This window comes from Streptomyces sp. NRRL S-118 (genome assembly GCF_000716335.1).
GTDB lineage: Bacteria > Actinomycetota > Actinomycetes > Streptomycetales > Streptomycetaceae > Streptomyces.
On the sequence record NZ_KL591042.1, the window covers coordinates 1 to 2108 of the forward strand.

Sequence of the window (2108 nt, forward strand, 5' to 3'; positions counted from 1 at the left end):
CCCCACCCCGCCCGCATCCCGCTCAAGGAGCCCCCATGGCCACCGGCCTCTCCCTGCACGTCGGACTGAACACGGTCGACCCACAGCGGTACGGCGGCTGGGACGGAGCACTTGTCGCCTGTGAGAACGACGCCCGCGACATGGCCCGTACCGCCCGCGAAGCCGGCTTTTCCGACACGACGCTGCTCACCGCCGACGGCACCGTCGAGAACGTCACGGCCGAGCTGCGCAGGGCCGCCCGGCAGCTGAAGGCGGACGACATCTTCCTCCTCACCTACTCGGGCCACGGCGGGCAGGTGCCGAACACCCTCCGTCCGGACGACGAGGCCGACGAGCTCGACGAGACACTCGTGCTCTACGACCGGGAGTTCCTCGACGACGAACTGCACCGGGAATTCGCCCGGTTCGCCGAGGGCGTGCGCATTCTGACCCTCCTCGACTGCTGCCACAGCGGGACCGGCATCGAGGTGCGCGAGCTGCTCACCCCCGAGGCCATGGAGCAGCAGTTCCAGACCCGGGACCCGGCCCGTATCGAGCAGACGGCGCGCCTGATGCCCGTCATGAAGCAGCACGAGGTCTACGAGCGGGACAAGGACTTCTACCAGGAGCTCCAGCGGGAACTGCGCGACCAGGACGGGCAGGTCGCCGCCAGCGCCCTGCTCATCGCCGCGTGCCAGGACAATCAGCTCGCCTCGGACGGCCCCGTCAACGGCCTGTTCACCGAGACGCTGCTGGAGGTCTGGAACGGCGGCGGGTTCCGCGGCGGTTACCGGGCGTTCCACCGCGACATCGTGCGCCGCATGCCGCCCATCCAGAGCCCCAACCTCCACCTCGCCGGCCGGCCCTCCGACCGGTTCCTGGAGCAGCGGCCCTTCATGGTGTGACCGCCGCCGTAACTGCCTGCCCCGGGTCCTCGGGCCGCCGTCCTCGGGCCGCCGTCCTCGGGCCGCCGTCCTCGGGCCGCCGCCTCAGGACGCCGCGTGCGCCGGAGCCCGGTCGCGGCCGCCCGGGTGGCGATGGCGCCAGACCCAGAAGACGCCGCAGGACAGCAGCGCCCATCCGGCCAGCACCGCGAACGGGAACAGGTGCTGGTGCCCGCCGAAGTACACGGCGGTGTGCTGGGCGTTCACCGAGGCACCCGGCGGCAGCCAGCGGCCGATGTGCCCCAGCGCGGAGGGCAGCAGCGGCCAGGAGACCGCTCCACCGGACGACGGATTGCCCAGCAGCACCATCAGCCCCCAGGTGGGCAGCATCGCCCACCGCCCCATCAGGGCGTTGAACATGGTGAACACCATCCCGGAGGTGAACATCGTCAGCGCCAGGATCAGCCACGACTCCGCGAACGGAAGGTCCACGGCCCCCAGCAGCCAGTCCACGGTGGCGGCGATGGTGAACCCGCCCAGCAGCGCGTACGCCGCGGTGAAGGCGATGCGCTCGGCCGGGTCCAGGGCCCGGGCGTGCACACTCAGCTGGATGGCGCCCACGAAGCCGAGGATCACCGCGGCGAGCGAGATGTAGAAGGGGGCGAGCCCCCGCGGGTCGCCCGGCTGCGACGGCTTGATGTCGCGCACCCGGACCGGTACGCCCGTCGCCCGGCTCACCGCCGCCCCCGATTCCGTCAGCACCTGTGCCACGGACGCGCCCGCCGCCCCTGCCACGTCGAGCCCGACACCCCGCTCCCGCACCGTCAGGACGGCGAAGACCTCCTGCTCCTCCACCGCCCGGCGGGCGTCCCCGTCATCGGCGTACCGGCGCATCTCCAGCGAGGCGCCGAGCGCTTTCTCCATGCCCGCCACGAACCGCCGGCCCTGCACGGTGTCGACCGGTCCGACCAGCGCCGTCGGGAGGTGACGTGGCGTCGGATTCGCCATGGTGTACGTGTACGAGCCGGCGAACAGCGCCGCGGCCGCCGCCAGGATCAGCACCAGCACGGCGGCCGGGAGGAACGGCGACCTCTTGAACGCCGCCCACCGGTCCGCCCGGGTCGGGGGCCTGCCGTGCTCGCCGTGCGCGGGTCGTTCCTGGTCCGTCCCGGGCATGGGCGCGCGCCTCGCCGGTCAGGCCGCCGGGCCCGGCGGGGAAGCCGAGCCGGAGGCGGTCTCGGTTCC

Annotated in this window: 2 protein-coding genes; one reads left to right on the forward strand and one right to left on the reverse strand. The window is 72.8% G+C overall.

The annotated features are described in order from the left end of the window. Window positions 1–35 precede the first annotated feature (35 nt). Entirely contained in the window at window positions 36–884 is an 849-nt protein-coding gene (locus tag IH00_RS0135630) for a caspase family protein (protein ID WP_031080567.1), read from the forward strand. A gap of 84 nt (window positions 885–968) precedes the next feature. Here IH00_RS0135630 and IH00_RS0135635 read toward each other — a convergent pair whose 3' ends face one another. Further along, window positions 969–2039 carry an ABC-2 transporter permease gene (locus tag IH00_RS0135635; protein ID WP_031080569.1) on the reverse strand — a complete coding sequence of 357 codons (1071 nt, stop codon included), beginning with the start codon at window positions 2037–2039 and terminating at the stop codon, window positions 969–971. Window positions 2040–2108 lie beyond the last annotated feature (69 nt).

Bases quoted from the DNA above. Each gene is read 5' to 3' on its own strand.
- IH00_RS0135635 (WP_031080569.1), bottom strand. From the start codon at position 2,039: ATGCCCGGGACGGACCAGGAACGACCCGCGCACGGCGAGCACGGCAGG.
- IH00_RS0135630 (WP_031080567.1), top strand. From the start codon at position 36: ATGGCCACCGGCCTCTCCCTGCACGTCGGACTGAACACGGTCGACCCA.